The 23362-nt window shown below is 31.4% G+C and carries 28 protein-coding genes and 1 pseudogene; 13 read left to right on the top strand and 16 right to left on the bottom strand.

The genetic code is table 11. The features are described from left to right. Positions 1-150: pseudogene (locus BP92_RS17520) on the top strand (IS30 family transposase); the annotation flags it as partial. A gap of 142 nt (positions 151-292) precedes the next feature. Here the strand turns inward: BP92_RS17520 and bcp are convergent. Further along, entirely contained in the window at positions 293-745 is a 453-nt protein-coding gene (gene bcp, locus BP92_RS0112375; protein WP_026726344.1) for a thioredoxin-dependent thiol peroxidase, read from the bottom strand. A gap of 95 nt (positions 746-840) precedes the next feature. On the opposite strand from bcp, the gene BP92_RS0112370 reads away from it, so the two are divergent. Next, positions 841-1488 (top strand): endonuclease III domain-containing protein, encoded by a 648-nt coding sequence (locus BP92_RS0112370; RefSeq protein ID WP_026726343.1) that lies wholly within the window; start codon positions 841-843, stop codon positions 1486-1488. Continuing rightward, positions 1489-1839, top strand: a complete 351-nt coding sequence (locus BP92_RS0112365; protein ID WP_026726342.1) for a DUF2200 domain-containing protein — start codon at positions 1489-1491, stop codon at positions 1837-1839. Between the two features lie 108 nt (positions 1840-1947). On the opposite strand, the gene BP92_RS17235 is transcribed toward BP92_RS0112365, so the two are convergent. Both BP92_RS17235 and BP92_RS0112355 read right to left on the bottom strand, forming a co-directional pair. After that, a complete protein-coding gene (locus BP92_RS17235; RefSeq protein ID WP_162833739.1) occupies positions 1948-2091 on the bottom strand; it encodes a hypothetical protein in 144 nt (47 codons plus the stop codon). A 51-nt stretch (positions 2092-2142) separates the two neighbouring features. Beyond that, entirely contained in the window at positions 2143-2727 is a 585-nt protein-coding gene (locus tag BP92_RS0112355; RefSeq protein WP_026726341.1) for an RNA polymerase sigma factor, read from the bottom strand. A gap of 312 nt (positions 2728-3039) precedes the next feature. On the opposite strand from BP92_RS0112355, the gene uvrA reads away from it, so the two are divergent. Together uvrA and BP92_RS0112345 are read left to right on the top strand one after the other, a co-directional pair. Further along, entirely contained in the window at positions 3040-5829 is a 2790-nt protein-coding gene (gene uvrA, locus BP92_RS0112350; RefSeq protein WP_026726340.1) for an excinuclease ABC subunit UvrA, read from the top strand. Further along, positions 5830-7026: an LETM1-related biofilm-associated protein gene (locus BP92_RS0112345; protein WP_026726339.1), complete on the top strand. Its 1197-nt coding sequence runs from the start codon at positions 5830-5832 to the stop codon at positions 7024-7026. Here the strand turns inward: BP92_RS0112345 and can are convergent. The 5 genes from can to BP92_RS0112320 form a co-directional block, all read right to left on the bottom strand. Further along, on the bottom strand, positions 7023-7658 hold the full coding sequence (gene can / locus BP92_RS0112340) for a carbonate dehydratase (protein WP_026726338.1): 636 nt from the start codon (positions 7656-7658) through the stop codon (positions 7023-7025). The genes BP92_RS0112345 and can overlap by 4 nt on opposite strands. A 106-nt stretch (positions 7659-7764) precedes the next feature. Further along, entirely contained in the window at positions 7765-8445 is a 681-nt protein-coding gene (locus BP92_RS0112335; RefSeq protein ID WP_026726337.1) for a carbonic anhydrase family protein, read from the bottom strand. 10 nt (positions 8446-8455) lie between these two features. Then, a complete protein-coding gene (locus BP92_RS0112330; RefSeq protein ID WP_026726336.1) occupies positions 8456-10051 on the bottom strand; it encodes a SulP family inorganic anion transporter in 1596 nt (531 codons plus the stop codon). A gap of 64 nt (positions 10052-10115) precedes the next feature. Beyond that, a complete protein-coding gene (locus BP92_RS0112325; protein WP_026726335.1) occupies positions 10116-10406 on the bottom strand; it encodes a hypothetical protein in 291 nt (96 codons plus the stop codon). Between the two features lie 76 nt (positions 10407-10482). Beyond that, positions 10483-10962, bottom strand: coding sequence for a Dps family protein (locus BP92_RS0112320; protein WP_026726334.1), 480 nt, complete (start codon positions 10960-10962; stop codon positions 10483-10485). A gap of 95 nt (positions 10963-11057) precedes the next feature. On the opposite strand from BP92_RS0112320, the gene BP92_RS0112315 reads away from it, so the two are divergent. Further along, positions 11058-11996 carry a LysR substrate-binding domain-containing protein gene (locus BP92_RS0112315; RefSeq protein ID WP_026726333.1) on the top strand — a complete coding sequence of 313 codons (939 nt, stop codon included), beginning with the start codon at positions 11058-11060 and terminating at the stop codon, positions 11994-11996. Between the two features lie 51 nt (positions 11997-12047). Here BP92_RS0112315 and BP92_RS17380 read toward each other — a convergent pair whose 3' ends face one another. The 4 genes from BP92_RS17380 to BP92_RS0112295 all read right to left on the bottom strand — a co-directional run bounded on the left by BP92_RS17380 (position 12048) and on the right by BP92_RS0112295 (position 14129). After that, the gene (locus BP92_RS17380; protein ID WP_026726332.1) at positions 12048-12242 is read right to left on the bottom strand and encodes a hypothetical protein; all 195 of its coding nucleotides are present in this window, start codon (positions 12240-12242) and stop codon (positions 12048-12050) included. Between the two features lie 132 nt (positions 12243-12374). Then, positions 12375-13040, bottom strand: a complete 666-nt coding sequence (gene mnmD / locus BP92_RS0112305; RefSeq protein WP_026726331.1) for a tRNA (5-methylaminomethyl-2-thiouridine)(34)-methyltransferase MnmD — start codon at positions 13038-13040, stop codon at positions 12375-12377. A gap of 139 nt (positions 13041-13179) precedes the next feature. Continuing rightward, the gene (locus BP92_RS0112300) at positions 13180-13638 is read right to left on the bottom strand and encodes a hypothetical protein (protein ID WP_026726330.1); all 459 of its coding nucleotides are present in this window, start codon (positions 13636-13638) and stop codon (positions 13180-13182) included. After that, on the bottom strand, positions 13638-14129 hold the full coding sequence (locus BP92_RS0112295) for a DUF4920 domain-containing protein (protein WP_026726329.1): 492 nt from the start codon (positions 14127-14129) through the stop codon (positions 13638-13640). The genes BP92_RS0112300 and BP92_RS0112295 overlap by 1 nt, the downstream gene beginning before the upstream one ends. A gap of 242 nt (positions 14130-14371) precedes the next feature. Here BP92_RS0112295 and BP92_RS0112290 point away from each other — a divergent pair, with 242 nt between their 5' ends. Beyond that, on the top strand, positions 14372-15439 hold the full coding sequence (locus BP92_RS0112290; protein WP_026726328.1) for a branched-chain amino acid aminotransferase: 1068 nt from the start codon (positions 14372-14374) through the stop codon (positions 15437-15439). A gap of 53 nt (positions 15440-15492) precedes the next feature. Here the strand turns inward: BP92_RS0112290 and BP92_RS0112285 are convergent, their stop codons facing one another. Continuing rightward, on the bottom strand, positions 15493-15876 hold the full coding sequence (locus tag BP92_RS0112285; RefSeq protein WP_026726327.1) for a pyrophosphohydrolase domain-containing protein: 384 nt from the start codon (positions 15874-15876) through the stop codon (positions 15493-15495). A gap of 75 nt (positions 15877-15951) precedes the next feature. On the opposite strand from BP92_RS0112285, the gene BP92_RS0112280 reads away from it, so the two are divergent. Both BP92_RS0112280 and BP92_RS0112275 read left to right on the top strand, forming a co-directional pair. After that, positions 15952-16140 (top strand): hypothetical protein, encoded by a 189-nt coding sequence (locus BP92_RS0112280; RefSeq protein ID WP_026726326.1) that lies wholly within the window; start codon positions 15952-15954, stop codon positions 16138-16140. Positions 16141-16174: 34 nt separating this feature from the next. Next, complete coding sequence (locus tag BP92_RS0112275) at positions 16175-17203, top strand: GyrI-like domain-containing protein (protein ID WP_026726325.1); 1029 nt, start codon at positions 16175-16177, stop codon at positions 17201-17203. 32 nt (positions 17204-17235) lie between these two features. Here the strand turns inward: BP92_RS0112275 and BP92_RS0112270 are convergent, their stop codons facing one another. Genes BP92_RS0112270 through BP92_RS0112260 form a run of 3 tightly spaced genes read right to left on the bottom strand, consistent with a single transcriptional unit; the run spans position 17236 to position 19214 of the window. Further along, positions 17236-17958, bottom strand: a complete 723-nt coding sequence (locus BP92_RS0112270) for a tRNA threonylcarbamoyladenosine dehydratase (RefSeq protein WP_026726324.1) — start codon at positions 17956-17958, stop codon at positions 17236-17238. A 25-nt stretch (positions 17959-17983) separates the two neighbouring features. Continuing rightward, positions 17984-18631 carry a TatD family hydrolase gene (locus BP92_RS0112265; protein ID WP_026726323.1) on the bottom strand — a complete coding sequence of 216 codons (648 nt, stop codon included), beginning with the start codon at positions 18629-18631 and terminating at the stop codon, positions 17984-17986. Next, positions 18624-19214, bottom strand: coding sequence for a DUF1684 domain-containing protein (locus BP92_RS0112260; protein WP_026726322.1), 591 nt, complete (start codon positions 19212-19214; stop codon positions 18624-18626). The genes BP92_RS0112265 and BP92_RS0112260 overlap by 8 nt, the downstream gene beginning before the upstream one ends. An 84-nt stretch (positions 19215-19298) precedes the next feature. Here BP92_RS0112260 and BP92_RS0112255 point away from each other — a divergent pair, with 84 nt between their 5' ends. The 4 genes from BP92_RS0112255 (at position 19299) to BP92_RS0112240 (ending at position 23266) form a co-directional block, all read left to right on the top strand. After that, complete coding sequence (locus tag BP92_RS0112255; protein ID WP_026726321.1) at positions 19299-20525, top strand: MDR family MFS transporter; 1227 nt, start codon at positions 19299-19301, stop codon at positions 20523-20525. An 85-nt stretch (positions 20526-20610) separates the two neighbouring features. Further along, positions 20611-20970, top strand: coding sequence for a BlaI/MecI/CopY family transcriptional regulator (locus BP92_RS0112250; RefSeq protein WP_026726320.1), 360 nt, complete (start codon positions 20611-20613; stop codon positions 20968-20970). Position 20971: 1 nt separating this feature from the next. Then, positions 20972-23065 carry a M56 family metallopeptidase gene (locus BP92_RS16810; protein WP_084329759.1) on the top strand — a complete coding sequence of 698 codons (2094 nt, stop codon included), beginning with the start codon at positions 20972-20974 and terminating at the stop codon, positions 23063-23065. Between the two features lie 60 nt (positions 23066-23125). Further along, entirely contained in the window at positions 23126-23266 is a 141-nt protein-coding gene (locus BP92_RS0112240; RefSeq protein WP_026726319.1) for a hypothetical protein, read from the top strand. Positions 23267-23362: the final 96 nt, after the last annotated feature.

The raw sequence follows: 23362 nt of genomic DNA, 5'->3' as shown, positions 1-23362 counted from the left end.
TTTTTTCCTAAAGGAACTGACTTTAATAAAATAACAATTGAACAGCTTAAACAAGCTCAATTAGCTTTAAACAACAGACCTAGAAAGGTTTTAGGATACAAAACACCAGGAGAAATTATGAACCAAGAAATCAATAATTATGCAGCATAAAACAAGCCAATTTCGGAAATAACTTTTGGCTCTTGAAAAAGCCAAAAAAAGTTATTCTGAAATTATGCAAAATTGAAATAAAAAACTAAATTTGATATATTAACTAATTATTGACCTTGTTGCATTAAGGTCTTGAATCCGCCTATTTCAAAATCTGAGCAGCGTGGGCTTTGGTTTTTACATCGGAAATTACTTCTTCAATAATTCCGTTTTCATCAATTACAAAAGTTGTTCTGTGAATGCCATCGTATTCTTTTCCCATGAATTTCTTTGGTCCCCAAACACCAAATGCTTGAATCACTGATTTGTCTTCATCCGCTAATAACGGAAATGGTAACTCATATTTTTCAATAAACTTAGCTTGTGCTTTAGCGCTATCGGCACTAACACCTAACAAAGCATAATTATTTGCTTTAAAACGAGCAAAATTATCTCTCAAATCACATGCTTCTGCTGTACAACCAGGTGTACTTGCTTTTGGATAAAAGAAGACTACTAGTTTTTTTCCTTTGTAATCAGCTAATGTATGAGTAGCTCCATTTTGGTCTAAACCTGAAAAATTAGGGGCTTTATCTCCTGCTTTTAATGTTGTCATTTATTTATAGTTTAAAAGGTTAAAAACTCATCTTTAAAATGAATTTTGATATTGCGCTATTACTTTATAACTTTACGAATCAAATTTAGTTAAAAATGACCAAAAGCGAGAAGGTAACATTTGTTATAAATACGTTAAATGAATTATATCCTGAAATTCCTATTCCGTTAGACCATAAAGATCCTTATACATTACTAATTGCCGTGTTACTTTCAGCACAATGTACAGATGTTCGCGTGAATCAAATTACGCCAATTTTGTTTGCTAAGGCCGATAATCCGTATGATATGGTCAAAATGAGTGTAGATGAAATCAAAGAAATAATTCGTCCGTGTGGTTTATCACCAATGAAATCGAAAGGAATTCATGGTTTATCCGAAATTTTAATTGAAAAATATAACGGAGAAGTACCACAGAGTTTTGAAGCTTTGGAAGCCTTACCAGCTGTGGGACACAAAACGGCGAGTGTGGTTATGAGTCAAGCTTTTGGAGTTCCTGCTTTTCCTGTGGATACACACATTCATCGATTAATGTACCGTTGGGGATTAACCAATGGTAAAAACGTACAACAAACCGAGAAAGATGCCAAACGTATTTTTCCAGAGGAATGTTGGAACGATTTACACTTGCAAATTATTTGGTACGGACGTGAATATTCTCCAGCGCGTGGCTGGAACTTAGAGAAAGATATTATTACGAGAACGATTGGGAGAAAGAGTGTAATTAATGAAATTAAAAAATAAATGGCATCAAGAAGTATAAATCATATGATCTTTGCTGGTGTTTACCCACACTACATCAACAAAGCGGAGAAAAAGAATCGTACTAAAGCAGAAGTGGATGAAATTATTTGTTGGTTAACTGGTTACACATTAGAAAACCTTCAAAACCAAATCGAAACAAAAGTTGATTTCGAGACTTTTTTTGAAGAAGCACCTCAACTTAACGAAAATGCTTCTAAAATTACAGGTGTTATTTGTGGTTATCGAATTGAAGAAATCGAAGACCCATTGATGAAAAAAGTGCGCTATTTAGATAAATTAATTGACGAATTAGCGAAAGGGAAAGCAATGGAGAAAATCTTAAGACAATAAAAATAGAGAGATAGATTTCACGAATTGCCACAAACTAATTTGTGAAAATTTGTAAAATTTGTGTTTTAAAAATAAAAAAATGCCTCAAATCTCTTTGAGGCATTTTCCTTAATTAGCGATAATTTCAAAACTTGAAGTTCCCACTTTATGTATACTCAATGCTTTTGAATAATTGAGTAAAAACGAAATCGTTTCTTTTTTAGGTTTCATTTTTTGAGATGCTAATTTTTTCTTAGAGTAAAGTTTTGCCATTTATTATTATTTGGTTTATATTTCAATAACGACAAAATTTTACTTTTAGTATTAGTTAGTCAAAATAATTTGATTCTTTTCTATAATTTTTCTCAAATTCAACAAAGCATAACGCATTCTTCCTAAGGCTGTATTAATGCTAACGCCTGTTAAATCAGCTATTTCCTTAAAACTTAAATCTTGATACATTCGCATTACCAAAACTTCTTTTTGATCTGCTGGAAGTTCATCTAATAATTTTGCTAAATCCGTTTCTACTTGTTCCGATATAATTTGTCCTTCAATATTTAAACAGTTATCTGTCATATAGTTGAATATAGAATACTCATCCGTTTCACGTTGGTAAGGCATTTTTTTTGCTTTTCTAAAATGGTCAACTACCAAATTATGAGCAATTCGCATTACCCAAGGCAAAAATTTTCCTTCTTCGTTATACGACTGTGATTTCAACGTTTTAATTACCTTAATAAAAGTATCTTGAAAAATATCATCCGATAAATCTCTATCGTTTATTTTGGAATAAATAAATCCGTATATTTTTGATTGATGTCTTTCAATCAATGAAGCTAAAGCAGACTCATCTCCGCTTATATAATTCTTCACCAAAACTGCATCAGGAAGTACAAGATTAGCCATAACAATACCTTTTAGTTAATTTAAGTCTCTGATTCTAAAAAGTAATTTTTGTAATAGGCAATTCTGTTTTAAAGATTAATTAGCCAAATTTAACATAAAATTTAATTAATATCCAAATAATTATTTAAAAAAAACTTCTATTCATTAAAAATAAATCTAAATATGATTCCAAACTATTAAATAATCGCAACTATTCGTAACTAATTATAAACTATTCTAATTTAAACATTCTGTTTTTAATATTTAAAGAGGTAAGGAATAGGAGTAAATAAATTTACAATTATTATCTTTGCAAATCTTTTAAAAACAACGATGACACAACCTGATTTTTCTACCTTAGAACCTAAAAAAAACATTCTAATTAAAGGAGCGCAATTGCACAACCTTAAAAATTTAGATGTTGCTATTCCTAGAAATAAATTAGTGGTTATTACAGGGCTTTCCGGTTCTGGTAAGTCGAGTTTGGCTTTTGATACGCTTTATGCCGAAGGACAGCGCAGATATGTTGAAAGTTTATCATCATATGCACGTCAGTTTTTAGGAAGATTAGACAAACCTAAAGTAGAATACATCAAAGGAATTGCTCCCGCAATTGCTATTGAACAAAAAGTAAATACCAGCAACGCGCGTTCCACCGTTGGAACTTCTACCGAAATTTATGATTATTTAAAGCTTCTTTTTGCCCGAATTGGAAAAACCTACTCACCTATTTCTGGTAAAGAAGTCAAAAAAGATACGGTTTCTGATGTGATTAATGACATCAAAACATTTCCAATTGATAGTAAATGGTTGCTGCTTGCTCCAATTCATTTAGAAGAAGGTCGAGCTTTAGAAGACAAACTAAAAGTGCTGTTGCAACAAGGTTTTGCACGTGTTTTAGTAGATTACGAAATGGTGCGTTTGGACACTATTGAACAACACCAATTAGATAACAAAGACATTCTCCTTATTGTTGACCGAATTGTCGTTAAAGACGAAGAAGAATTCTATAATCGATTAGCCGATGCCGTACAAACCGCTTTTTACGAAGGAAAAGGAATTTGTTATTTACAAGAAGTAGATTCGAAAAAGCGATTGGAATTCAGTTCTAATTTTGAATTGGATGGGATTACGTTTTTAGAACCAAATATTCACTTGTTCAGTTTCAACAATCCTTACGGAGCTTGTCCAACATGTGAAGGCTACGGAAGTGTTATCGGAATTGATGAGGATTTAGTAATTCCAAATACCGCTTTATCCATTTATGAAAATGCTGTTTTCCCTTGGCGTGGCGAGAGTATGGGTTGGTATCGCGACCAATTGGTAAACAATGCTTATAAATTCGATTTCCCAATTCACAAACCGTTTTTCGAACTTTCAGACGAACAAAAACAACTGATTTGGGATGGAAATTCGTATTTCACTGGATTACATGATTTCTTTACGGAATTAGAAGAGAAAAACTATAAAATTCAAAACCGAGTTTTACTTTCGAGATATCGAGGAAAAACAAAATGTACTACTTGTAAAGGTAAACGATTACGCTACGAAGCAAACTTCATAAAAGTAGGTGGAAAAACAATTTCGGATTTGGTTGATTTACCAATTGTAAACTTAATCGATTTTTTCAAAAAATTAGAATTAAACAAATACGATGCTAAAGTTGCTAAGCGTTTGTTAATCGAAATCAACAATCGTCTAGACTTTTTATTCAATGTAGGATTGAGTTATTTGACGTTAAATCGTAACTCTAATTCGCTTTCTGGTGGTGAATCGCAACGTATTAACTTAGCGACTTCGTTAGGAAGTAGTTTAGTTGGTTCGATGTACATTTTAGATGAACCAAGTATCGGTTTACATCCAAAAGATACCGAAAGATTAATCGAAGTTTTGAAAGATTTACGTGATTTGGGCAACACTGTAATAGTAGTTGAACACGACGAAGACATCATGAAAGCTGCCGATATGATTATCGATATTGGTCCTGAAGCAGGAACACATGGCGGTGAATTGGTGGCTCAAGGAACTTATTCTGAAATTCTAAAAGCGGATTCACTTACTGCGAAATATCTTAATGGAAAAGAAGAAATTTCGGTTCCGAAAACAAGAAGAAAATTTAAAAATCATATTGAAGTTATTGGCGCAAGAGAAAATAACTTAAAGAATGAAAACTTTACTTTCCCATTAGAATGTTTAACCGTGATTACAGGTGTTTCGGGAAGTGGAAAAAGTACGTTGGTGAAGAAAATTCTGTTTCCAGCCATTCAAAAGAAATTAGAAGGTGTTGGTGAAAAAGCAGGTCAATTTACTGAATTAGCTGGAAGTTTCTCTCACATCAAACATATCGAATACGTAGATCAAAATCCGATTGGAAGAAGTTCGCGTTCGAATCCGGTTACTTATATTAAAGCTTACGACGACATTCGTGAACTATTTGCAAAACAGAATGTTTCAAAGTTAAGAAACTATCAAGCCAAACATTTCTCTTTCAACGTTGATGGTGGAAGATGTGAAGTGTGTAAAGGTGATGGAGAAGTAACTATTGAAATGCAATTTATGGCGGATGTTCATTTAGAATGTGAAGCTTGTAACGGAAAACGTTTCAAAAAAGAAGTATTAGAAGTTACTTTCGAAAACAAAAACATCGATGACATTTTAAAAATGACCATTGATGAAGCTTTAAATTTCTTTACCGAACAAAAACAATCAAAAATCACGCAAAAATTACAACCTCTACAAGACGTTGGTTTGGGTTATGTACAATTAGGTCAATCCTCTTCTACCCTTTCTGGTGGCGAGGCGCAACGTATTAAATTGGCTTCGTTTTTAGTAAAAGGAACTATAAAAGACAAAGCCTTATTTGTTTTTGACGAACCTACAACGGGGTTGCATTTTCACGATATCAAAAAATTATTAGCTTCGTTTGATGCGTTGTTAGAAAAAGGACATTCGATAATCGTAATTGAGCACAATTTAGATTTAATCAAATGTGCTGATTACATTTTAGATATTGGTCCAGAAGGTGGTGAAAATGGTGGAAAATTAGTAGCGTTCGGAACGCCAGAAGAAGTAGCTAAAAATAAAAACTCAGTTACAGGAAAATATTTAAAAGAGAAACTATAAATGATAAACCCATCTGCAAACGGTTGGATTGACAAGTTTTTTACTGAAAACAATGACAATTTCATTGATTTTCAAGGCAATACTTTGTCATTTTATGAAGATTGTAGAACTACAGGTTTTATTTATGGTTATGTGGTACGTTACCAACTTCAAAACCAAATCAACACTACAAAATGGTCGTATGATGAAGTAACGAAAGTTGGTTTTTTGAATACGCTTTTTTCGTTATATCGTATCGAAAAATTTAATGGTACGAAAGAGGATTTTATAAATTCGGTTTACCAATTTTATAAAATCATTCAGCCTGAAAACCTGAATTTCATCAAAAAATTACTTCCAGAAGGAACACACAGTTCACGCTTGGAAAAAATTATAGATGACCGAATTCAAACTAATAATAATACGATTAGCAAGAATTTCTCGCACATTATTACCAATGCACTTTTGTTTATTGATGTTTTGGCATTCGAACATTATTTAAAAAATGAAACGTTACCATCCGATTACCTAAAAAATATAGAATCCGATTGTATTAAAATTGTTTCGTTAGCTTTAAAAATTAAAGAACGAAAATCAAAATACGATGAATTATTGGTGAAATTGTTCGAAAATTCAATTCGTTATACCAAATTCAATACTATTGAAAATATCGAATTATCGGAAATCAAATTGATGCGACATACTTCTTTATTAGAAAAGTTGTATTTATTAGATATTGCTCAAATGGCACTTTGGAGCGATGAAAAATTGGAACCTAATGAAGAGAACTTTTTAAAGCAATTAAGTCAAGATTTAGAATTAGACCCATCATTACTTGAAAAAAGTACAAAAGAAATTAATGCTTTCATTGATACATACAAATCAGAAATTCCATTTTTTAACTATTCGAATCCCATAAAACATTTTTACGATCAAGCGAATAAAAATGTAACTAAACTAATCATTCGCAACAAAGATAGACTTACCAAAGAAATCAAAGAAAGTGGCGAATTGATGCAACTTTTAGCCAAATCCACCACAAAAGATTTAAGCAAAGATGAAAAAAAGAAAGTAAAAAAACAGTTGCTTGATATCTGTAAAACCGTTCCATCTTTAACTATCTTTTTACTTCCAGGTGGCGGCTTGTTATTGCCTATTTTAATAAAATTTATCCCTCAGTTATTGCCTTCGGCGTTTAATGAGAATTTGGATGATTAAAACTTCAACTGATACACATCATCCAAATCTTTATCACAACTAAAATTCACACCTAAATCGGTAACATAGCCATCGTTAAGTCCATAAACCCAACCATGTAAGGATAATTCTTGACCGTTTTTCCAAGCATTTTGAACAATAGATGTTTTAGCTAAATCCATTACTTGTTCTTTTACATTAATTTCAACGAATTTATTGAAACGCTCTTTTTCATTTTCAATAGCATCCAATTCATCTTGATGAAAACGATACACATCTTTAATGTGACGTATCCAATTATCAATAATTCCGATAGAAGTATTACCCATTGCTGCTTTAACTCCACCACAACCGTAATGCCCACAAACAATAACATGTTTCACTTTTAGTGCATTTACAGCGTAATCCAAAACACTCAGCATGTTCATGTCTGAATGCACCACCATATTAGCTATGTTTCGGTGAACAAAAACTTCTCCTGGCTCAGCACCAATAATTTCATTAGCAGGGACTCGACTATCGGAACAGCCTATCCATAATAATGGAGGCTCTTGTCCATCAGCCAAATTCTTAAAATAATTTGGACTAATAGCCAATTTATCTTGCACCCATTTTTTGTTGTTATCTAATATTTTCTTATAAAAATCGCTCATTATCATAATCTATGTGGTATCAAATATAAAACAAAAAAGCCATCAATACTATGTAAAATTGAATAGAAATGATGACTTTTAAATTATTGATTTACTTTATTTAATCCTAGCGAAGTGCTGCCACCGTAAAATCAGGATTTAATTCATCTTTAATAAACATCACATCGTCGTAGAAAGTTACTAAACCCGTTTCAATGTCATGCATAGCTCCAACAATACCTATTTCACCATTTTCAACCATTTGCTCTAAAACAAAACTGCGTTCAATGATGTTTTTCACATTTCGTTTCACATTGATTTCTGATACATTTTCTACAAAAGCAGAATTAGAAGAACTTCTATCCTCTGTAATTGTGCTTTCCTCATAAACAGCGGGTTGTATTTTAGATAGTAATTCAGTTAGATTACCCAATTTCACATGGTCGCAAGCCCCTTTTACTGCACCACACTTACTATGACCTAAAACCACAATTAATTTTGAACCCGCTACTTTACAAGCAAATTCCATACTTCCTAAGATATCCGTATTTACAATATTTCCGGCAATTCTAACCGAAAAAATATCGCCTAATCCTTGGTCAAAAATTAACTCTGCTGAAGTTCTACTATCAATACAACTTAAAATCGTAGCAAATGGCCATTGCCCGTCACGAGTTTCGTTAACTTGCTCTAATAAATCTCTATGAGCCTTTAAATTATTGATAAAACGATCATTTCCCTCTTGTAAAAACTGTAAAGCTTTACGAGGAGTCATTTGCGCTTGTGTTTCTTTATTATGTGCTTTCATATTTGTTATGTTATTTTGTTTCTTCTTTTGAATCTTTAATTATTACGTGTTTGAATTCCGTATTTTCTAAGTCATATTGCTCTTTAAACCCTTTCAATGTTAAATCGATTTCTTTGTCTTCCGCTTTCACATTTCTGAAATCTTTAATTAATTCTACCACATCAAAATCTATATATCTGGTATTTGAAGCATCAATAATTAACTTCGAACCTTTTGGAATACTTGCTAATGTGTTTTTAATCGCTGCTTTATTCAAAAACGAAACTTCTTGCGCTAATTTAATAGTAATAACATCACCATCATGAAAAGATTCTTTCTTGAATGAATAGGCTATTTTTAAGTTTTGATACAAAATAAAAATAATACTCACTGCTAATCCAATACCAACCCCTTTCAATAAATCAATACGAACCACCGCAATAACGGTAACCACAAAAGGGATAAATTGAGTATAACCATTATTCCATAAATGCACAAAAACACTTGGTTTTGCCAATTTATATCCCACCATTAATAAAACCGCCGCTAAAGCTGCTAATGGAATTTTATTTAAAATAAACGGAATAGAAAGTGCAAAAGTGAATAAAAGAAATCCATGAAAAATAGTTGATAATTTAGTTCTTCCACCCGAATTAATATTAGCAGACGAACGAACAACTACCGAAGTCATTGGTAATCCACCTAACAATCCACTCAATAAATTTCCAATTCCTTGCGCTTTTAATTCTCTATTCGTATCGGTAAATCTTTTATATGGATCTAATTTGTCTGTTGCTTCAATACACAATAAAGTTTCAATTGAAGCTACAACAGCAATAGTAACAGCAACTATCCAAACTTTTTCATTAGCTAATTCAGCAAAATTGGGTAACGCAAATCCGTTTTGAATTTCTGTGAAAGAAGGAAGATTTACTAGATGATTTTGAGTAACAATCGCTAAACTTGAACCAGATTGAATAAAAAACTCATTCAATAAGATACTTACCACCACAACCACCAAAGCCCCTGGAATAACTTTTATATTTTTCAAAGCAGGAACTTTTTCCCATATAATTAAAATGGATAATGATAACAAAGCTATAATTAAAGCACCTGTATGGATGTAATTTATCGATTCTATTAACGTATCAAAAGTTGAATGTCCCGACTTTTCAATGTAAAAGAAATCGCCTTCATTGTCAACATCATGACCAAAAGCATGCGGAATTTGTTTTAAAATAATGATAATTCCTATGGCAGCTAACATTCCTTCAATTACACTGGTGGGAAAATAATTAGAAAAACTTCCAGCTCTTAAAAAACCTAAAGCAATCTGAATTAATCCAGCCAAAATCACAGCAACCAAAAAGACATCAAAACCTCCTAAATCAGTAATCGCTGTCAAAACAATAGCCGTTAAACCAGCCGCTGGCCCTGTAACACTCAATGAAGAATTACTTAAAAAACCAACAACAATACCTCCAATAACACCCGAAACAATACCAGAAAACAACGGGGCACCAGAAGCCAAAGCAATACCTAAACATAAGGGTAAAGCAACTAAAAATACAACAAGACCAGATGCAAGATCTCCTCTTACATTGGAAAAAATAGAATGATTATTCATGAAAATTTTATAATACATTAATACTACACTCAAAAAAAAGGAGTGTTAAGAAAAAATAACTGTATTATAAATTATTTGGAGGAGGAGAAAAAATTTGATGTGCTAAATTATCAAAACTCAAATCATGTTCTAAAAGAACATTAAGCGTTACTAACTTTACAAATGAAAAATTAATAATTGAAAAATGATTGGTGGGTACTGATTTAATTTCATTAAAAGGTGCATGATTCTCTTCTTCTTCACAAGTACTGTAAAAATACGATGTATCAACTTGATTATCTATCATCCCAACAATTGTAGGAGTAGATAAAAAAGTTATGAATAAGAATAAAACTATGCTAACCAATAATTTCATACCGCGAATATACTATTTCAAACTGAAACAATTCTTAATTTTTCTATAAAAAAACCAATATGAGTAAAGGCTATTGTTAAATTTCTTCTTCCATCCACGCTTTTAACATCCAATTTGTTTTTTCTTGTTCAGCAATAAAATCACTCATCATAGAATTTGTTCCTTCATCATTTATAGCATTCGATTTAGTCAAAATTGTTCTTTCTATTTGTAATAAAACAGACAATGAATCTAAAATTAATTGAATGGCTTCGACATCTTTCGAAATTCCTTTTCCAACTTTTAATTTACTATTTGCCATATAATCTGAAAAAGTGTGCAAAGGTGTTCCTCCCAAAGTCAATACGCGTTCGGCTATTAAATCAATTTTAATTTGACTGTCGTTGTATAATTCTTCAAATTTTAAATGCAAATCAAAAAAACGTTTTCCTCTAATGTTCCAATGTAATGCTCTCAAATTTTGATAGTATATTTGAAAGTTTGATAGCAATCCATTCAATTCTGTTACTAATTCCTCTGATTGTTCTTTTGGTAATCCTAAACTATTTAATTTCATAATTCTTAATTTATTTATTCAAAATTAAAATTTTAAGTCCTTATTATTAATAAATTTAATTGATAGTTTTTATATTTGCATCAAATTTATCAATAATGACAATTACACAACTATATTACGTTTTGGCGGTTGCCGAATACAAAAATTTTACTTTAGCAGCTGAAAAATGTTTCGTTACCCAACCTACATTAAGTATGCAAATTCAAAAACTAGAAGATGAATTGGATATTTTAATTTTTGATCGAAGTAAAAAACCTATTTTATTAACTGAAGTTGGGGAGAAAATCGTCAATCAAGCTAAGAATATTGTGAACGAAGCGGGAAGAATAAAAGACATCGTTGACCAACAAAAAGGTTATATTGGTGGCGAATTTAAAGTGGGAATTATTCCAACAGTTATGCCAACTCTACTTCCTATGTTTTTAAATAATTTTATTAAAAAATATCCAAAAGTAAACTTGATTATCGAAGAACAAACAACTGAGGAAATCATAAAAAAATTGAAGAACGGTCATTTAGATTGTGCTATCGCTGCAACTCCTTTGGAAGAAGAAAATCTAAAAGAGATTGTATTATATTATGAGCCATTCGTAGCTTATGTTCCAGCAAATCACCCTGCAATAGATAAAAAAGAAATTGAAATATCTGATTTAGATTTGGATAAAATTTTACTTTTACAGGACGGACATTGTTTCAGAAATGGAATTCTAAATTTATGCAAAAACAATAAATACATTACTGATAGTCATTTTCAATTAGAAAGCGGAAGTTTTGAAACGCTTATCAAATTAGCAGATGAAGGTTTAGGAACTACTTTACTTCCTTATTTACACACTCTAGATTTGAATGAAAAGAACAAAGAAAAACTGAAACCATTTAAAGATCCAAAACCTGCTAGAGAAGTGAGTTTGATTTATCCTAAAAACGAATTAAAAATACATATTATCAACGCCCTGCGAGATACAATATCTGGCGTTGTTCGTGGAGCTATTGCATTTAGCGATGTTGAGATTATAAGTCCAAAAACAAAATAAATTCCAATTTACACCATAAAAAAAGTCCCGAGGTTATCGGGACTTCTATTTTTAGTTGATATAAATTAAACATTGTCTTAATTCAGGCTTTTCTTCAGTAAATTGTAGAAGCCACTCTCTCAATTGATCTATTTCGTAAGGAAGCAATATTTGCACTGCTTTCTCTAATTCTTTACAAAATAGTTTCGTATCAAAACTCACTCTTTCCAAAATTGACTTGGTGTAAGAAAACATCGGTCTTGGCATACTTTTTCTAGATAAAAGGTTAGACTAGGGGTAAGAACTTGTTGTAAAGATAAATAAAAAAATGTTTCGAAAACGATTTAGTTGACAAAAAAAATGCTAAATTTTTATTAAATTCTTACTTTAAAATAAAAATCAACTATTTTTTGTAGCTCGTAACATTTCACGTTTTCCTGGAGCTCCAGGTAGTTTTTCAATTGAAAATCCGACACTTAACATCGCATTTTTAATCGATGAACGACAAGCATACGTAACAAGAGTTCCTTTCGGTAAAAGTGCCTCATACATCTTCTTAAAAATAGCCTCACTCCACAATTCAGGTTGTAATGGAAATCCGAAAGCGTCAAAGTAAATTAAATCATATTGCTCTTTATCTTCGATATCTTGAAAAAACTGTTTTCGCTTGGTAAGAATAAAATTTTCAGAGATGTTTTGTTGGCTTTCCCAATCACAAGAATGCATCTTATCAAAAACGGCTTGATATTGAGTTGCTTGTAATTCGGCAACATAATTCATTTGAGCAATTTCTTCACTAGAAATTGGGTACGCTTCTACTCCAACATAATTGACTTTTTCTTTATTTACAGTTTCCAAAAAAGTAATAAACGCATTCAAACCCGTTCCAAAACCAATTTCTAAAATGGAAATTGAATCTTGTTTTTGAAATAAATCCAATCCGTTTTTAATAAAAACATGTTTCGCTTCCTGAATAGCCCCGTGAGTAGAATGATAGTTCTCATCCCATTCTGGAATTCTTATGGTGGTGGAACCGTCATCGGTAATAATAATTTCTCTTTTCATTGGGTTTACTATATAAAAAGGGTTGTTTAAAGCGTTTTGTCAAGCTGAATTCATTTCAGCTTCTCTTTATAAAGATTCTGAAACAAGTTCAGAATGACAAAAATATACTTTAAACAAACATTTTAAACTATATCAAGTTTTACTCAATATACAATTTCTTAATTTTTGGTATTGGTCCACCACATTTTACTTCATGGCATTTGATACATGCATCAATTCCGTTATTGAAATGCTCTTTAGCATTCTTCGGATCTTCGTAAATCAATTCCTGAGCTTTGATAAATTTAGCCGCTTGTTCATCAAAAAAAGCATCTTTATCGGTTTCATCTGTCATTACCGCTTTATGAATTTTTACAAAGTGTTGAGGAAATTTACCAATCGTATCCCCTTTTATAATGCGTTCTTTCAAACGCTGGTTATCCACATACATTTGCTCCATCAAAGCCGCCATTTCTGACATTTCGTACATTTCAAAACCATCTTTGTTTACTTTTGAATCGGTTTCACAAGCTTCTTTATCAGTTGCTTTTTCATCCGCTTTCTTATCACACGAAAAAGACAAAAGAGCAAAAGAGCAAAGTAGAATTAACTTTTTCATTATTTAGCGATTAAAACACCATCAGCCATAAAAGAATACGTCACTTTTGGTTCAGTAATACTATCAATTGCTGCTTGAGATTTTCCAGCATCTTTTGCATAATGTTTCAAAACATCAACGCTTTCAATACTTACAAATGCTTTTCCATTAACAATTACTTCTTTATCTTGTGCGTTTTTTGGAACAAAGAAACCATAATCTTTGAATTTTACAAACGCTTCTTTGTCATCAGCCAAATCTAAAGTCATCCAACAACCTTTCTTTTGACAAACTTCATTGATACCCGATTTGAATTTTACTTCTAAAGTATCTCCTTCTTTTAAAGATTTGAATTTTTCCATCATTTCTGCACTAGTTAAAGCACCATCCGACGAAATTGAATCACCAAAAACAGCATAATCAACTTTTGCGACCTCTGGTTTTGCTTCTTGTTTTTGCTCACAACTAACAAACGCAATTGTTAAAAGTGAAAGAGTAAGTATTTTTTTCATTTTAAATGTGAATATTTTCAACAAAAATAACTATATTTTTTATATTTTCGGCGCATCAAAAAAAGTTTCATTTTATTTAAATTGAAGTTTTTATCAATAAATTAAAACCTTTGTTGTTGATAATTATTTTTCAAGAAGTAAAAATAAAACTTCTTTTTTTTAGTAAATTTGCAACCAATATGTAAAAATCGACTATTTTTTTGTTGATAATACAAAACTAATTTTATAACAGTTTGACCCTAATGGAATTAAAAACTTTAAACGAAATTGAAATTATTTCGGCTCCTCATTCAAAAATCAACGAAGTAGATTTTGAAAACTTAACCTTTGGTAATGTATTTACAGACCATATGTTAGTGTGCGATTATGTAGATGGAGCATGGCAAAAACCTGTTATAGAGCCTTATGCACCTTTCATGATTGATCCTTCTGCAAAAGTGTTCCACTACGGACAAGCAATTTTTGAAGGAATGAAAGCTTATAAAGACCAGCAAGATGATGTTTGGTTATTTAGACCTGATGAAAACTTTCACCGTTTTAATAAAAGTGCTACGAGAATGGCTATGCCAGAAGTTCCTGAAGATGTTTTCCTAGGAGGTTTACATCGTTTATTAGAAATTGAAAAAGAATGGGTTAAAAAAGGAAAAGGAAATACGTTATATATTCGTCCGTTTATGATTGCAACTGGACATGGTGTAATTGCAGCTCCTTCTCAAGAATACCGTTTCATGATTATTTTATCTCCAGCTCGTGCATACTATTCGGGAGAAGTTAAAGTAATTATTGCTGAACACTACAGTAGAGCAGCAAACGGTGGAATTGGAGCAGCAAAAGCAGCTGGAAATTATTCAGCGCAATTTTACCCAACAAAATTAGCTAACGAACAAGGTTTCCAACAAATTATTTGGACAGACGATGCAACGCATACTAAGTTAGAAGAAGCGGGAACAATGAATGTTTTCTTTAGAATTAACGATACTTTATATACAGCACCAACAAGCGAAAGAATCTTAGATGGTGTTACTCGTAAAAGTGTTATCGAATTAGCAAAAAGAGAGAATATCAACATTGAAGTTCGTCCAGTTTTAGTAGAAGAAATTGTTGAAGCTGCTAAAAATGGTTCGTTAAAAGAAATTTTTGGAGCAGGAACGGCTGCTGTGATTAATCCAATCGTTGGATTCTCATTCCAAGACCATTATTATGAATTGCCTAAATTAGAAAATTCAATGGCGCTTGAAATCAAAGAAAAATTAACAAATATTCAATATAAATTAGCAGAAGATACTTTCGGGTGGACTGTTAAAATATAAGAATTTAAATATTGTAAAAAAAAGTTGCCTTCGAGAACCTCAGGCAACTTTTTTTATTTTAAAATCTCCTCAAAATTTGGTTTGAAATAGTTTGGTCCTTTCATTACTTTTCCGTCTTCACGGTAAATTGGTTTCCCGTCTTCACCTAATTTACTCATATTCGAACGTTGAATTTCATCAAAAACTTCTTCAATTTTATGTTGTAATCCGTGTTCTAAAATGGTACCACATAAAATATACAACATATCTCCTAAAGCATCCGCGATTTCAACGATATCATTATTTTGAACGGCTTCTAAATATTCTTCATTTTCCTCTTTCATTAAATTGTAACGAAGTTCGTTTTTTAAAGTACCTAAATCGGCTTTCATTTCTTCACTCACTCCTAAACCATAGGTTTCGTGAAATAACTTTACTGCTTTTAATTGTTTTTGCATAATTAACTATATAAATTTCATTAAATTTAGAAAATTTGATACTATTAAATTATTACTTTTGTAAAAATTTTCAATATGTTTTCAACAGGCCAAATCTACTTTGCTATTTTCTTTGTTATTGCATTTATAACTACTATGATTATAGTGTATCGAAAAGATTTAAAACAAATGAAACCGTTCTATAAAGGAACATATTGGGTATTTTTAGGATTTTTAGTTTTTATTGGATTACTCTTTCTAATTAAAGTACTAATGAAAGATTAATTTTCTTACTTTTGAAAAACAAATTCATATCTCAATGAGAATTTTAAAATACATACTTCTTTTATTACTTCTTTTAGGTGTAGCATTCATTGTATTTGTTGCTACTCAGCAAAGCGATTATAAGGTAGTGCGTTCAAAAGAAATAAAAGTTTCAAAAGATATTGTTTACAATTTTGTTTCTGATAGTACTGCTTTAATCGATTGGAATCCATGGAATAAAAACAACGCTGTTTTCAAAAATCTAAAATTAATTCCTAATGATACGATTTTACAAAACATCACTATTTCTGGTATGAAAAACGAATCTTTTATACGTTTTCAAAACACAAAAAAAGGAGCTTTAATTACTTGGGAATTAAAAGGAAAATTAGATTTTGAATTAAAATTATTGAGTGTTTTACAAGGTGGAGTGGATAATGTTTTAGGGGATAAATTAGATGAAGGCTTAAATAATATAGATACTTACCTAGTAAAAGAACTAACCTCTTACAAAATAGCCATTGGTGGATTGGTAACTAAACACGCAACCAATTATATCCAACAAGTAGATACGTGTTCTATAACAGATTTCCAAAAAGTATCTAAATCGATGTTACAAAATATGATGGCTTTTGTAGAAAAGAATGATATTGATATTTTAGGATTACCATTTATTACTTACGAAAGCATTAGCTCAAATGACAAGGAAATCATTTTTGCCATGTGTGTTCCTGTGGAAGAAGAAATTTTAACTACACCGGGAAGTGAGATTTCTGGCGGACACTTCGATGAATTTTTAGCTGTAAAAGTTGTTTTAAAAGGTGATTACTCACACAGAAAAGAAGCTTGGAATAAAGCGCGCAAATATGTTAAGCAAAAAAGACTAACAGAAGATAGTAGCAATGGTAAGTATGTTGAAGTTTATAAAGTAAGTTTACCGAAAGAACGTAAACCATCTAATTGGGTAACCGAAGTTTATGTTCCTGTTAAAAAACGAGTTTATATTCCTAGACCAAAACCAGAAGCAACTGAAGAAGGTGCTACAGCGCCAGTAGAAAATACAACAACTAAACCAACAGAATAAAAAAATATCCCGATTTTCATCGGGATATTTTTTTACTTATTTTTTCCTATCAAATGTTTGACAACCGTTTCTGCTGCATGCAAACCAAATAATGCAGGCATCCAACTATTCGTTCCATAAAACGACTTTTTGAAATTAGAGCCATCGGTCATTTTTACACTATCGTAATCGGGTCTTTCAAAAGAGTAAACTACTTTAACTCCACTCGAAATTCCTTCCAATTTTAAACGTTTTCTTACTTGTTTCGCTAACGGACAATAATCGGTTTTGCTGATGTCTTTCACACGTACTTTTTCAGCTTCAAACTTTCCTCCTGCTCCCATGTTACTAATAACTTTCACTTTCTTGCGTTTACAAGCTACTATCAAATTGATTTTTGGTGTTAAGCTATCGATACAATCTAAAACGTAATCAAATTCAGGAGTAACCAATTCAAAAGCGCGCTCTGGAGATAAAAACTCTTCAATGCGTGTTAATTTTAAATCGGGATTAATATCCATCAATCGGTCGCCAACAATTTTCACTTTTGGTTCACCAACGGTGCTATGCAAAGCAGGTAATTGACGATTTATATTCGTAATATCCACAACATCTCCATCTACAATTGTCATTTTTCCTACACCAGCTCGTGCTAAAAATTCGGCAGCAAAACTCCCTACTCCACCTAATCCAACCACTAAAACATTCGCGTTTTCTAATCGTTGAATTCCTTCTTCTTTAAAAAGCAATACTGCTCTTTCTTTCCACTTGGCCATATATAGTGTTAAATCGTTAAATTGGTTAATTGAAAATCTTTGAAAAATTATTGAAAACAATCGCTTTCATCTCCTCTACTGAGATTCCTTTTATTGCAGCTGCTTTTTCATAGACTTGATAAATGGATTCTTCAATCGTATCGGTTTCTAATAAAATTTGATTTTCGGGTGCAAAGGTAAATACTTTTTCTAAATCTGGATTACGAAGTAAGTATTTTCCAAACGATAAATAAAATCCGTTTTTCAAAAGAGATTGCGCCACTTGTTTGTTTTTTGAAAAACCATGAATAATCATTGGGTTCTCAATTTTCATTTCTTTCTTGATGGCAATCACTTCCTCATAGGCAGCCACACAATGTAAAACAATTGGCTTTTGAGTCTCTTTTACCAATTCTAATTGCTGTTTAAAAACTGAAAATTGTAACTCCAACGGAATTTCAATTCGTTTATCTAATCCACATTCTCCCAAAGCCAAACACTGTTTTAATTCAAGTTTTTGTTTAATAATTTCTAAATCCGTTTCCAAACGATTTTCATCGATATACCATGGATGAATTCCAATAGAATAGCTAGGAATTGAAGCATCAAATTCCCACGGGTATTGATTCACGACTTCCATCACATCCGAAAGATTTGAAAATTGGTGTGTATGTAAATTGATGAATTTAGTCATGAAATTTCTTTACTCCAGCATTAATTTCAATATCCAAATCATTCTCTAAAGGGACAATGGGACACGAATATTCATAATTATAAGCACAATACGGATTATACGCCTTATTAAAATCGATGGTCCATGTTTTTCCTTTTTGTATTCTCATGTCTACATATCTTCCACCAATGTAGCTCTCCTTCCCACATGTCAAATCGGAAAAAGGAAGAAACAAATAATCCTCATATCCTGGTTTTTTTGACAAATCAATGTTTTTGTAAACATTCAATTTTAAATCTTTACCATCAATTGAAAAATGAAGTTCACCATATTTCACATATAATGGCGTTCTAGAAGTTGTAGTTTTCATTCCGAAAGCTTTCTCCTTTTTGGTCCTAACAAACTTAGCTTCTACAATATACTTGTCATTCAATGGAAAAAAATCCAACCCTTTAAAAGATTTAAAATCTTCTTTCATTAAAGGACTTTTTAATGAATCTGCATAATTTTGATTCAGTTCGGCTTGAAATTTTTCAGCTGAAGTCAAGTCTTTTTGAGCAAACGCAAAAGCCGAACAGAATAAGAACATTAAAAGTTGTTTCATGTTATTCAATTTTTACAAAAATATATAATTTCTATAACATTTTAATCGTGATGGCTTTCGTAAATTTGCAATTCAATTTTAGGTATGTTACTACGCGCTTTCAACAAATACATCGATAATTTCAGAGGATTTTCTCGCGAAATTTGGATCCTTACCTTAATCACATTCATCAATCGTGCCGGCACTATGGTACTTCCTTTCCTATCGAAATATTTGAAGGAAGATTTGAATTTTTCATACAACCAAGTAAAATGGATTTTGATAAGTTTTGGATTAGGTTCTATTATTGGCTCATGGCTTGGTGGTAAACTATCCGATAAAATTGGTTTTTACAAAATCATGATTTTCAGTTTAATGACTAGTGGACTCGCCTTTTTCGGATTACAATTTGTAACCAGTTTTAAAGGTTTATTAGTCGCAATGTTCTTCATCATGGTCATTGCTGATATGTTCCGACCAGCTATGTTTGTATCCTTAGGTGCTTATGCAAAACCCGAAAATCGAACACGTGCTTTGACATTAGTTCGATTGGCCATCAACTTAGGTTTCGCCGCTGGACCCGCACTTGGAGGTTTATTAATTATGAGCGTGGGATATAAAGGCTTATTTTGGGTAGATGGTGCTACCTGTATTTTAGCCATTTCCATATTTTGGTTGTTAGTCAAGGAAAAGAAAAAATCGAAATTTACAGATAAAGAACATCCAGGTGAAGTATTAACACATTCCGTTTTTAAAGATACACCCTTTTGGATTTTCTTAACAGGAACCCTAATAACAGGTATTTTATTCTTCCAATTATTTACCACTATTCCATTGTATCATAAAGAGCAGTTTAACTTGAGTGAATTTCAAACTGGACTATTATTAACTCTAAATGGCGTCTTAATTTTCTTTTTAGAAATGCCAATAGTAAGCTATATTGAAAAACATAAAATCAATAAAGTAAAAGTTATTACGTTTGGTGCATTAGCCATGGCGATTAGTATGTACTTACTTTTAATTAATAATTGGGCAGGTATTTTAATTATCATGATGTTGTTCATGACTTTTGGAGAAATGTTTGCCTTTCCTTTCTCAAATTCCTTTGCTATGAGTCGCGCCCCTAAAGGACATGAAGGCCGTTACATGGCTATTTTCACCATGAGTTACAGCTCTGCACATATTTTAAGTGCTGAAGCAGGTATGGACATGATTCGATTATTCAGCTATCAGAACAACTGGTTTTTTATGGGAACCCTTGGTGTAATAGGCGTTTTACTCTTTATTTGGACCAATAAATTAGTAGCCAAAGAAGCTCCTAAAAATCTTTAAAACTAAAAATTTAGTTAAATAACTAAAAAAATAGTTGTACAACTAAAAAAATAGTTATAAGTTTGATGTATCAAAACGATACGTCATGCAAAAACTAACCAATAAAGAAGAAGAAATCATGCATATTTTATGGAAGCTCAAAAAAGCTTTTGTAAAAGACATCATGGAAGAAATCACTGAAGACAAACCTCATTACAATACTCTTTCTACTATTGTTCGTAATTTAGAAGACAAAGGATACGTGGGATACAATGCTTACGGAAAAACGCATCAGTACTTCCCTATCGTTAAATTGGAAGATTATAGAAAAACCTTTATGAATACCGCTATTGATAACTATTTCAATAGTTCGTACAAAAATTTAGTTTCCTTTTTTGCTGAAGAAGAAAAGATTTCGGCAGACGAACTTCGTGAGATTTTAGCCTTAATCGAAAAAAAGAAATAGTATGGAAAATCTGCTGATATATTTCCTAAAAGCAAACGGACTCATCATTTTATTTTATTTGATGTACGTGCTATTCCTTCGCAAAGAAACCTTTTTTGTTTCCAATCGTTGGTATTTAATTAGTGGGTTAATTTTATCCTTGATTTTACCTTTAATTACATTTACGAAAATCATTTGGGTAGAACCAACACCTATCCCAGACTTCTATGAAGAGGTAATTCCTTTAACAAACAATGTTATTGAAGTTCCTATTCAAGAAAACCCTTTGGACTGGTCGTTTATTGCTACAACCGCTTACTTAGTAATTTCAATGCTAATCGTAATGAAAATTACATTGGAATTGGCTTCCTTCTTTAATAAAATCAGAAAACATCAAAAGCAAAAAGAAACCAATTTCACTTTAATTCATTCGGACACAACAGAAAATCCTTTTTCGTTCTTTCATTACATTGTGATTAATCCGAATCGATTCTCTAAAGAAGAATTCCAACATATTTTAACGCACGAAAGCATTCATGTGAAGCAAAAACATTCCATTGATGTATTGCTTTCAAAACTGTTTTGTGCTTTCTTTTGGGCAAACCCAATCATCTGGTTGTATCGGAAAGCTATTTTACAAAACCTTGAATTTATTGCAGATTGCGAAACTTTTCAACAAATCGAAAACAAATACGAATATCAAAGAACCTTATTAAAAGTAGTGACTCATCAACACGACTTAAGTATTACCAATCAATTTTATCAATCATTAATCAAAAAACGAATCGTTATGTTACACACAAATCAATCAAACAAAAGAAATGTTTGGAAGTATGCCACCATTCTTCCGCTATTAGTAGGTTTCATGTTATTATTTCAAATTGAAACGGTGGCGCAAGTGAAGGAAGTAGTAATTTCAAAATCAGTAGCAAATCAAATTATTGAATTTGTAATTGATAAAAATACAACTGATACCCAAATAAAAGAAGAAACCGATTTACTAAAAAAAGAATACGGTATTGATCTAAAAATTTCTAAAATCAAACGAAATACAAAAAACGAAATTATTGCTTTAGATGCTAAATTTGAAGATAGTGATAAAACATCTGGAAAAATATCGATAAAAGGTGAGGAAGCAATTGAGCCTATTCGTTTTTTCAAAGAAGTAAACGAGAACGGAAAAGGAAAGATGGGTTTCGATAGAAATAACATATCAACAGTTTTTGCCAAAATGGACGCAGATAAAATCGGATGGGATGAAGCAAAAACCATAGAAATAAAAAAATCTGATACTGATGAAGCTATTTACATCATCAATGGAAAAGAATATTCAAAAGAAGAAATGAAAAATAAAATAGTGGAATTAGATGGTGCCATCGAAATGAACGAAAATGAAAAAACTGGTAAAAAAATAATGATTTTTAGAGGAAATTCTACGATATCAGATGAACCTAATACCCTAATTTATCTTGATGACAAAATTATCTCTGAAGAGGAAATGAAAAAAATAGATACCAAAATCATCAAATCAGTAGATGTCAATAAAAATAACATCAAAAAAGAAATAAAGATTGTTACTAAAAATTCAAACGGAATTTCAGAAGATACAGAAATCTACATTAACGGTAAAAAAGCAACAAAAGAAGAATTAGACAAAATTGAAAGAGAAGATATTGAAATGGTAAACGTTAACAACAATAACGGTAAAAAATCAATTGAAATTCAAAAACGAAATATCAAAACAATTCAAGGAGGCTCATGGAAAGAAGTTGAAAGAGAAATAGAAATGAGTAAAGCAGAAATGGAAAAAGCCAAAGCAGAAATAGAAAAAGCTAAGGCGGAAATGGAACGAAATAAAAACACTAAAATAATTGAAACGGAAAATGGCAATCAATCTGTAATTTATGGAGGTAACAGGTTGAAAATTCCAGGCGTACCAAGTATTAAAATCGAAAATGGTAAACTAGATATTTATGTTAACGGAAAAAAGCTTAAAAATGCAGAAGATTTTTTAACAATGAATCATGACAAAATTTATTACTTAAAAGTAACTGAAAAAGAAGCAAATGAAAATAATATCGTTGTTGTAAAGAAAATTGAAGTCAAAACCAAATAACCAAAAAATCCCGATTCACTCGGGATTTTTTATTTTTATATATTTGCCAAAAATTTAACCATGTATAAACTACTTGCCAAACTCAACAAAGCCCTTTTACCCAGTTTTACCAAACAAGGTTTAGATCCCATCAAAGCTAAAAAATGGCAAAAAGCAGTTATTGCTTATCGTTATTGGGTTACAGTGAATAGTTTGAAATAAGTATTATAAATAACCCCACCGTCAATTCGAGTGATTTTAGATTTTAAAAATGCTAATTTTTGAAATATAAAATTGTATCGAGAACTGTAGAAACGA

This window comes from Flavobacterium sasangense DSM 21067 (assembly GCF_000686885.1).
Taxonomy (GTDB): Bacteria; Bacteroidota; Bacteroidia; order Flavobacteriales; family Flavobacteriaceae; genus Flavobacterium; species Flavobacterium sasangense.
This window is presented reverse-complemented; position numbering and strand designations above follow the sequence as displayed.

Excerpts from the sequence above, each read along its gene's own strand:
- bcp (WP_026726344.1), bottom strand. The coding sequence starts at position 745 with ATGACAACATTAAAAGCAGGAGATAAAGCCCCTAATTTTTCAGGTTTA.
- BP92_RS0112300 (WP_026726330.1), bottom strand. The coding sequence starts at position 13,638 with ATGAAAAAGTTAATTCTACTTTGCTCTTTTGCTCTTTTGTCTTTTTCG.
- BP92_RS0112315 (WP_026726333.1), top strand. The coding sequence starts at position 11,058 with ATGACAATTACACAACTATATTACGTTTTGGCGGTTGCCGAATACAAA.
- BP92_RS0112275 (WP_026726325.1), top strand. The coding sequence starts at position 16,175 with ATGAGAATTTTAAAATACATACTTCTTTTATTACTTCTTTTAGGTGTA.
- BP92_RS0112255 (WP_026726321.1), top strand. The coding sequence starts at position 19,299 with ATGTTACTACGCGCTTTCAACAAATACATCGATAATTTCAGAGGATTT.
- BP92_RS0112295 (WP_026726329.1), bottom strand. The coding sequence starts at position 14,129 with ATGAAAAAAATACTTACTCTTTCACTTTTAACAATTGCGTTTGTTAGT.
- BP92_RS0112280 (WP_026726326.1), top strand. The coding sequence starts at position 15,952 with ATGTTTTCAACAGGCCAAATCTACTTTGCTATTTTCTTTGTTATTGCA.
- BP92_RS0112320 (WP_026726334.1), bottom strand. The coding sequence starts at position 10,962 with ATGAAATTAAATAGTTTAGGATTACCAAAAGAACAATCAGAGGAATTA.
- BP92_RS0112365 (WP_026726342.1), top strand. The coding sequence starts at position 1,489 with ATGGCATCAAGAAGTATAAATCATATGATCTTTGCTGGTGTTTACCCA.
- BP92_RS0112335 (WP_026726337.1), bottom strand. The coding sequence starts at position 8,445 with ATGAAAGCACATAATAAAGAAACACAAGCGCAAATGACTCCTCGTAAA.
- BP92_RS17235 (WP_162833739.1), bottom strand. The coding sequence starts at position 2,091 with ATGGCAAAACTTTACTCTAAGAAAAAATTAGCATCTCAAAAAATGAAA.
- BP92_RS0112265 (WP_026726323.1), bottom strand. The coding sequence starts at position 18,631 with ATGACTAAATTCATCAATTTACATACACACCAATTTTCAAATCTTTCG.
- BP92_RS0112325 (WP_026726335.1), bottom strand. The coding sequence starts at position 10,406 with ATGAAATTATTGGTTAGCATAGTTTTATTCTTATTCATAACTTTTTTA.
- BP92_RS0112240 (WP_026726319.1), top strand. The coding sequence starts at position 23,126 with ATGTATAAACTACTTGCCAAACTCAACAAAGCCCTTTTACCCAGTTTT.
- BP92_RS0112330 (WP_026726336.1), bottom strand. The coding sequence starts at position 10,051 with ATGAATAATCATTCTATTTTTTCCAATGTAAGAGGAGATCTTGCATCT.
- BP92_RS17380 (WP_026726332.1), bottom strand. The coding sequence starts at position 12,242 with ATGCCAAGACCGATGTTTTCTTACACCAAGTCAATTTTGGAAAGAGTG.
- BP92_RS0112345 (WP_026726339.1), top strand. The coding sequence starts at position 5,830 with ATGATAAACCCATCTGCAAACGGTTGGATTGACAAGTTTTTTACTGAA.
- BP92_RS0112290 (WP_026726328.1), top strand. The coding sequence starts at position 14,372 with ATGGAATTAAAAACTTTAAACGAAATTGAAATTATTTCGGCTCCTCAT.
- BP92_RS0112260 (WP_026726322.1), bottom strand. The coding sequence starts at position 19,214 with ATGAAACAACTTTTAATGTTCTTATTCTGTTCGGCTTTTGCGTTTGCT.
- BP92_RS0112285 (WP_026726327.1), bottom strand. The coding sequence starts at position 15,876 with ATGCAAAAACAATTAAAAGCAGTAAAGTTATTTCACGAAACCTATGGT.
- BP92_RS0112270 (WP_026726324.1), bottom strand. The coding sequence starts at position 17,958 with ATGGCCAAGTGGAAAGAAAGAGCAGTATTGCTTTTTAAAGAAGAAGGA.
- BP92_RS0112355 (WP_026726341.1), bottom strand. The coding sequence starts at position 2,727 with ATGGCTAATCTTGTACTTCCTGATGCAGTTTTGGTGAAGAATTATATA.
- uvrA (WP_026726340.1), top strand. The coding sequence starts at position 3,040 with ATGACACAACCTGATTTTTCTACCTTAGAACCTAAAAAAAACATTCTA.
- BP92_RS0112250 (WP_026726320.1), top strand. The coding sequence starts at position 20,611 with ATGCAAAAACTAACCAATAAAGAAGAAGAAATCATGCATATTTTATGG.
- mnmD (WP_026726331.1), bottom strand. The coding sequence starts at position 13,040 with ATGAAAAGAGAAATTATTATTACCGATGACGGTTCCACCACCATAAGA.
- BP92_RS0112370 (WP_026726343.1), top strand. The coding sequence starts at position 841 with ATGACCAAAAGCGAGAAGGTAACATTTGTTATAAATACGTTAAATGAA.
- BP92_RS16810 (WP_084329759.1), top strand. The coding sequence starts at position 20,972 with ATGGAAAATCTGCTGATATATTTCCTAAAAGCAAACGGACTCATCATT.
- can (WP_026726338.1), bottom strand. The coding sequence starts at position 7,658 with ATGAGCGATTTTTATAAGAAAATATTAGATAACAACAAAAAATGGGTG.